This is a genomic window from Oceanobacillus sp. HCA-5259 (assembly GCF_037892815.1).
In the GTDB taxonomy this organism is placed as follows: Bacteria; Bacillota; Bacilli; order Bacillales; family Amphibacillaceae; genus Oceanobacillus; species Oceanobacillus indicireducens.
Window position 1 is genome coordinate 119888 of sequence record NZ_JBBKBV010000007.1, and the last position, 7478, is coordinate 127365.

Sequence of the window (7478 nt, forward strand, 5' to 3'; positions counted from 1 at the left end):
CTTAGCTTGGCTCCATTTCCAGCTCCTCGATCCGCTTCTCTTTATATTTCATATCTTTATGCGCATAGAAACTATCAGCCTTTTCCACAATAACAAGGGTTGTATATTCCGGTATCCCCGCAAATTCTTCATATACGCCTTGCGGGATGACTACATTCCCCTCTGGCCAATGAAGTTCAATATTTCCGGCTTTAATATTTACGAACTTCGCTTGCCCTTTATACATGCCATATTGATTATAGACAACAATGGGATCTCCTTCCGCAACACCAAGTTCTGCTGCATCCAATTCATTCATCAGCACATCATCCCGGTCCGCTGCATTAAATGGATCTAATTCGTCATAAATCATTGAATTGAATTGTTTTCCTCTTCTCGTCGTTACATGGAAATGCCCTTCCGGCTTCCGGTGTTCAGGAATTTCCACCGCAATTAGATTACCTCTTCCGTCCGGTGTCGGGCATATTCCGTCTTCACAGAGCCAGGCTCCTCCCCACTGGAACAAATCGCCGCGATTCTTCAAACGCTGAATGCCGTCATAATTCGGCGCTGCTTTCGCAATTTCTTCTCGAATCTCAGCCGCAGATGTGAAATTGATTAAATCACTCTCTTCCGGCTTAACACGTTTCGCTAAGTCCACATAAACTTCCCACTCACATCTCGCTTCTTCAATCCGTGGTCCCTTAATCTCTGGTGAAAAATAAACCATCCGCTCTGTCGATGTTGAGGTTCCTCCTCCTTCTTGCTCATACCTTGTCATGGCTGGAAGAACAATGACCGCTTCTTTCGCATCGACTAAGGTAGATGTGTTGAAGATGATATCCTGGTGCACTCGGAGATCGATATTCGCTAAGCAACGTTCCACAAAATCCGGATTCGGCATCGTTTCCAGGAAATTACCGCCAGATAAATAATAGAGAGAAAGATGACGTTCATGATTTTCAGGAAGCAAAGCATTTTCCAAGGATACGCCGACAATATCACCTTGCCATTTCGGAATCGGGAAACCCCAAATCTGTTCGACCCGTTCCCGGTTGTCCTTATCCATCCCGCCACCAGGCAAGACAAACGGATCTGCTCCCATTTCTCCAGACCCCTGTACACCGGAATGGCCACGAATTGGCATTAACCCACAATGTTCTCTCCCTAAAAAGCCACGAAGTAAAGCAAGATTCGCTACCTGGGACACATTATCCGTTCCAAAGCGGTGTTGAGTGAGACCCATCGACCAAACAAATACGGCGGATTTTGATTTGGCAAGCAGTTGGGCTAATTCTAGCATTCTTTCTTTCGTAATCCCGGAAGAAGCCTCCAATGTTTCCCAATCGTAAGCCACCACCTTTTGCTTGAGTTCTTCCAGACCGTTTACATGTTCCGCAATAAATTCATGGTCAAGCGCAGAACCAGGGACATTCTCTTCCATTTCAAACCAATGCTTCATAATGCCATGCATAAAGGCAATATCACCGCCAATATTCACTTGATACACGTCATCCGCAATTTTTGTCCCAAATAAAGCAGATTCCGGAATCGATGGCACCCAGTATTCATCCATTGCAGGTTCATAGTACGGATTGATGATAATGATTTTTGTCCCTTTTCGTTTAGCCGCATACATATATTTCGTTGATACCGGCTGATTGTTTGCTGCAACAGATCCCCAGAAGAGCAGGACATCTGTACCAATCCAGTCTTTATAGTTACAAGTCGATGCGCCGACACCAACTGATCTCGTGAGGGCTGTTTTGGAAGGTGAGTGGCAGATTCGTGATGCATTATCAATATTATTTGTACCGAGAAAACGGGAAACCTTTGCTAGTGTATAATACACTTCATTTGTAATCCCTCTCGAAGTCGTATAAAAACCATATCGTTTCGGATCAAGCGACCGCATTTTTTGCGCAATCCGGTCAAGCGCCGCGTCCCAGGATAATCTTCTGAAACGATCGTCTCCCGGTTCCCGAATGAGCGGATACGGAATCCGGCCCAGCTTCCTCAGTTCGGTGCTCGAAAGCTTCTTTAATTCTTCTATATCGGAATGCAAGATTTCCTCCTTAATTGCGGGCATTGTGTTCAGACGAAGCACATTGAGACGAGTCGTACAAAGGTGTGGGCCTTTCAGCGTCTGATCCTGCAGGCCGGAAACGCCGAGTGCGCAGCCATCACAGACACCCTGCGTAAGAATCCTTGTAGCATAAGGCAGATTATCTTTATTTTCCCAAACTACTTTCATCGTGTCGCGAATATGGTGCGGCTTCACCTTCCCAAGCCCAAAAGGCACTTTACTTACCCAGAGACTCGGATCTGGTCGCTTCGTTAATTTTACCGGACCAGTATGTTTCGTTTTCCCCAACTTAACCCCTCCTCATCAATAATAAACAGATTTTTGTTTTATTTTCATATCACTTTTCAGTCTGAAACAGCTCGATATCCCATTAAAAACCCGTAAATTGTTATATACTTCGTTGATTCCGTGAGCTCAATATGATTCATCTGTTTTGATTTTTAGGTGCAATAATGTTGAGTTATAAATTAATTTACGAGTTTTCTATATTTTACAACAACAAAGCACATATGTAAACGCCTACAAACTCATGAAATCATACTGTATTTTAAAAAAGAACAGTATGAATGACGATAAAGTAAAATAATAAAAACCCGAAGGTAATATGTGCCCGTCGCTTCTTCACACTTGGAAAATATAATCGCAGCCATCCGGAAAGAACCATGCAGATAAGAATAATAATTGCACCAATTCCGCTCCACATTTTCATATTCGTCCATAAGAAACCAAACCGGTGTATAATGATGGTCGCATGGAGAATAATGAGAATAAGCGCCGTTGTACCAATCCAACGGTGAAACGGATAAATCCATTTCGAGATAGTTGCAAGCTTAATTTTCTTCTTTCGATCAGGAGTATTCCGGATAGTTGAAAAAAATGCATGCCTTGTCCAATTGAATAAGATCAAAAATAGACCTGCTAGTCCGAGTATGATATGAATGGGGAGATGCGCGTAATTATAATCCAGTGTAAGAAGAACAATGATGAATAGTAGCAGATTTAGGTATAGCCATATACTCATTCGAAACAACCTTCCTGTCAATTTCTATCTCATATCCTACCATCTTAACGCGCTTTCTGGCTAAATTCGTTATCTTTTCTTAAGAAATGGGAATATGATAGACTAAAGACAGGTCATACCTTTGAGAGGAGGATACAGAGATATCTCTGTACATACATCATGAAAATACAAGTATCAGATAAGGCACATCAGTGGTATATTGAGGAAATGGGCTTAGAAAAAGGGGACAGTGTCCGATTTTTTGGGAAGGTCTATGGAAAAACTGAAATCCACGATAATTTCTCCGTTGCAATTAATATTGACCGTCCGAATGATCCGTTAGTTACAGAAACAGTGGATGGTATTACGTATTTTATAGAAAAAAGCGACGACTGGTTTTTCAGCGGATATAACTTCCACGTTGAATATAATGAAGAACTCGATGAAGTGACCTACCATTTTGTAGAGTGAAAAAACTGAGACACGGAGTCTCAGTTTTTTTATTTAATACGGTTTACATAGATTCGTTTGTGATCTTCTATACCGGATAAATATACTGGAGCGGGATCATTTGCACGGTCAAACTCGGTTGACGATCCGTCTGCTGAAAGAGTTTCTTCAAATATCTCCTCATACTCTTCTATGCTTACTTCCTTACGTGCATGAAAGAGTTCTTCATGTTGATGAACATATAGGTGGTCTTGATAGTTTGGTTGCAAAATTCCAGTGAAGAACTCGCCGACAGCGCCGGAACCGTAACTATATAATCCAATTCGCTCGCCACCTTCCAAACTGTCATTCTTCTCTAAGAGTGAAAGTAAACTCAAGTACAAGGAACCTGTGTAAATATTACCGACTTTCCGGTTATATTGAATACTTGTCTCATAATTTGCTTTCAAACGTTCACTACCTGATTCGGTTGCTTCATCAAGAATCGTACGTAATGCCTTCAAGCCCATCTTCGTATAGGGTACGTGAAAACAGAGAGCTGAAAAGTCTTCTAAGCTACGTCCAGTTTGCTCTTTATACTTTTCCCACACGGTGTTGAAAAAGTGAATATATTGTTCGTTGGAGAATTTACCGTCGACATAAGCTATATCTGAGTAAAGTGGGCGCCAGAAATCCATAATGTCATTCGTGAAATATGTACTTTCATTTTCTAAAGCAAGCAACTTCGGATCCTTGCTAATAACCATTGCGACCGCCCCTGCTCCTTGTGTTGATTCACCAGGAGTAGCTAAACCGTATCTTGCAATATCTGCACCAATAACCAACACTTTACTTTCCGGGTTTAAAGCAATATGACCTTTAGCCATTTGAATTCCTGCGGTTGCACTGTAGCAAGCTTGCTTTAATTCAACAGCGCGCGCATAAGGATTCAAGCCTAATAAGTGATGGAGATAGACTGCTGCTGATTTGGAATGATCAATTCCTGATTCCGTGCCGAACAGGACAAGGTCAATTTTCTCCCTATCTTCCTCATCGATAACCTGTAAAGCAGCATTGGCAGCGAGTGTTACCGCATCTTGTGTAACTGGGGCAAGCGCCATTTCATCCTGGCCAATTCCAATTGTAAACTTATCCGGGTCAATCCCTCTTGCTTCAGCAAGCTTAATCATATCCACATAATAATGTGGCGCATAAAAACCAATCTTATCAATTCCGATATTCACTGCAATTCCTCTTTTCCGTATATATTCCACATCTATAAAGTGATGTTTTTCACATTTTATTTTTCGGCAATATTTAAATTTTAATATAAATTACTAGGATAAAGCAAACGAAATAGCGAATTAAAAACAAAGGCACAGAGCAGACATGACTAGCCCTGGAAATCTAAGTAAGCCTCAGCATTTTTACTTTAAAGTTTCCGATGCACGAAAAGAAATCGGCTAAAGTGCGATTGTTTCTCTTTAGCCGATTTCACTTAAAATCCGTATTCTGCTTCTTTCGCTTCCCGGATATCTTTCAGCGCATCTGTTAATGAAACCGTATCCTCGATCAGACGTTCAATTCGGAAATGGATATCATCATTAATGATTTCTTTCCGGTAGAAATCTTTTTCTCCAATAAATACATAGGACTGGGTGAGTTGCCCTTTCATATATGATATAATCGGCTTGATTTGAGTTTCCGGGATTAAATAATGCTTCGACGAGCCTGCTGTAACGATAATGCTAACAACTTTATCCTGCAATGCCTGCTCTGGAAGCAGGTCAAATATATTCTTCAATGTGGCTGGAATCGAAGCTTGGAAAATCGGAGTTCCCACAACGATCGCTTCAGCCTCCATCAAGGTCCTTGTTACAAAGCCAGCATCCCCTGTATACTCCAAATAATTTCTCCCATCGCTAAACGGGATATCATAATCAGCCAAATCAAGCATCGTGACCTCGATGTTCGGATATTTTTCTCTGAATACCGACTCCACATGCTGGAGGGCTGTTCTCGTCTTTGAGCCGACGATTGACCCTTGCAGTAATGCCACTTTCATTAATGTCCACTCCTTAAATGCTTCATACATATTTACAAATTACGAATTGAATACATAAGTTAGTTACCTTTAATAAGTATTTTAAATAATATCGTTATGTAATACAATTGAAACGAACTGGGAATAGGAATCTTTCGTGGAACGCAAAAGAAGTGGAGCGTATGAAAACATTTCACTCCACTTCTTCAATTTCAAGCATAATATTTTCCATTTCGTTGACTGCTTCTTGAAAAATACGCTCCAATTCTTTTTCTACAGTTGCTTGCTTCTCTGGGTCCACCTCTGTAACTCCAATTCGTTCAGCGATATGCTTATCCATATACTCCCTTAGGGCTGCCAACTGTTTTTGCTTCTCGGCTTCAATAAATGTCTCCCACTCTTTTTCTACTTCCTTGATTTCTTCAGCGAGAACTTCTTTCAGACGTTCTGTCTGGATTGCTTGCTCTTCCTTAATTGCGCTATCTATTTCTGCAATCGACTGTTCCGTTTTGTCATCGAGCCAGCTCGTCAGAATTCCTGAGAGGGAGGAATCTGCAACAGTAGCAGTAAGTCCTCCGCCAAACAGGAGCATGATAAATAATGCGAGTGGGATCACTTGCTTCTTATTCATTAATACTCGATACAACGTCATCAAGTGCGGTTTTTGCTTCTTCTCCGAGTTGCTGGGCTGTTACAGTAATAAGCTCTTGTTGATTTGTAACGAGCGTTGTGACTACTTCGGTAACACTTTCACGAAGATCACGAATTGCCCAATCCACTTGATTGATTAGATTTCTAGTCGTAATTTCTTGGTTCTTAGACACTTCTGCTGCAAGAGTTTCCTGGGCCTGACGAATCGCTTCTTCCAGCTCTGCAACTGCTGCGTCCTTAGCCTGATGGATATCCGCTGCTAATTGTTTAATCGCAGCATTCCCACTATCTGCTGTGAATGCAATGAGATCATCTGTTGCAAAGTTTAGCGCATCATTCGCATTGCCTTGGATTTCTAAATATCCATCAAGGAACACATTATAAAACTCCAAGCCAATTCCAGCAAGAATCTCCTGTTTTTCTGCATCAATTTCTCCGATATGTTCAAGTTTCGCTCGGATAATTTCTTCCAATGTCTCTCCAGTTGCAAGCTCTCTGCTTAAATCAATATCAATGCCAGCCTGTGCTTTCAGTTGGTCATATTCAGCTTGCAGCCCCGGTAATCTGCTTTCCATATATGCTTCAGTATCAGCTTCCACTTCCGCAACAGACTGATTAAACAACCCATTGTACCAAGCACGAAGCTGCTCTCCCGCATGTGATGAAGCAAATACCGCTCCAGCACTCCAGACGACAACAACAGCAAGTCCAATCGAAATGATCTTCCCTTTGAATGATTTTAAAAATGATTTCACCTAATAACTCCCCCTTTTTATTTTTTTGATAATAATTCATCTAAAAATATTGCAATCTCTTCTTCCACTTCTACATGCATCTGCTCATTTCTCTCTGTTTCATAAGTAGCGTACACTTCTAATACCGATTGCTTTTCCAATAAATTATTTAATTGCGCTTCCAATCCCTTCCCGTAATTCCTTACTTCCGTGATAATCTGTGATTTTTCGCCATCCAACAACACCTCCAATTCCGCAACTTGCTCTTCTCTTTGCCCGTCCCATTCCTCTATTGGTTTAATAGATTGCTTATGGAAGTACGTCCGAATGGTCTGAACTATTTCTTGGGCCGAATCTTTATGTAATTTCCAAGGAGTGTAGTCACTTGCTGCTATAATAGATATATTAAAAGCAAAAAGAAATAGTAAACCCATGAGTCCAGTCCGAATCGTTTTCCTCATACCCCTCCCCCTCTATTTGTTACGATTGATGTTACGTCCCATCGTATCAGATGGAATTATAAAAAGAATCGGATAATTAAACTATTTTTCTCAT

8 protein-coding genes are annotated in these 7478 nt (G+C 41.2%); 1 reads left to right on the forward strand and 7 read right to left on the reverse strand.

Going from position 1 to position 7478, the window contains the following annotated elements; all coding sequences use genetic code 11:
- Nucleotide 1 precedes the first annotated feature (1 nt).
- Nucleotides 2-2353, reverse strand: coding sequence for an FdhF/YdeP family oxidoreductase (locus WKU33_RS06640; RefSeq protein WP_340453827.1), 2352 nt, complete (start codon nucleotides 2351-2353; stop codon nucleotides 2-4).
- Between the two features lie 259 nt (nucleotides 2354-2612).
- Nucleotides 2613-3086: a hypothetical protein gene (locus tag WKU33_RS06645; RefSeq protein ID WP_336251810.1), complete on the reverse strand. Its 474-nt coding sequence runs from the start codon at nucleotides 3084-3086 to the stop codon at nucleotides 2613-2615.
- A gap of 159 nt (nucleotides 3087-3245) precedes the next feature.
- Here WKU33_RS06645 and WKU33_RS06650 point away from each other — a divergent pair, with 159 nt between their 5' ends.
- Nucleotides 3246-3536 carry a HesB/YadR/YfhF family protein gene (locus tag WKU33_RS06650; RefSeq protein WP_156855712.1) on the forward strand — a complete coding sequence of 97 codons (291 nt, stop codon included), beginning with the start codon at nucleotides 3246-3248 and terminating at the stop codon, nucleotides 3534-3536.
- A 29-nt stretch (nucleotides 3537-3565) separates the two neighbouring features.
- Here the strand turns inward: WKU33_RS06650 and WKU33_RS06655 are convergent, their stop codons facing one another.
- From WKU33_RS06655 to WKU33_RS06675, 5 genes are all read right to left on the reverse strand, one after another.
- Nucleotides 3566-4738: a hydroxymethylglutaryl-CoA synthase gene (locus WKU33_RS06655; protein ID WP_336251811.1), complete on the reverse strand. Its 1173-nt coding sequence runs from the start codon at nucleotides 4736-4738 to the stop codon at nucleotides 3566-3568.
- Nucleotides 4739-4992: 254 nt separating this feature from the next.
- Nucleotides 4993-5559 carry an NADPH-dependent FMN reductase gene (locus WKU33_RS06660; protein WP_336251812.1) on the reverse strand — a complete coding sequence of 189 codons (567 nt, stop codon included), beginning with the start codon at nucleotides 5557-5559 and terminating at the stop codon, nucleotides 4993-4995.
- A gap of 172 nt (nucleotides 5560-5731) precedes the next feature.
- The gene (locus WKU33_RS06665; RefSeq protein WP_336251813.1) at nucleotides 5732-6169 is read right to left on the reverse strand and encodes a hypothetical protein; all 438 of its coding nucleotides are present in this window, start codon (nucleotides 6167-6169) and stop codon (nucleotides 5732-5734) included.
- Nucleotides 6162-6944, reverse strand: a complete 783-nt coding sequence (locus WKU33_RS06670; RefSeq protein ID WP_336251814.1) for a hypothetical protein — start codon at nucleotides 6942-6944, stop codon at nucleotides 6162-6164. The genes WKU33_RS06665 and WKU33_RS06670 overlap by 8 nt, the downstream gene beginning before the upstream one ends.
- 17 nt (nucleotides 6945-6961) lie before the next feature.
- Nucleotides 6962-7384, reverse strand: a complete 423-nt coding sequence (locus WKU33_RS06675; RefSeq protein WP_336251815.1) for a hypothetical protein — start codon at nucleotides 7382-7384, stop codon at nucleotides 6962-6964.
- Between the last annotated feature and the right edge of the window lie 94 nt (nucleotides 7385-7478).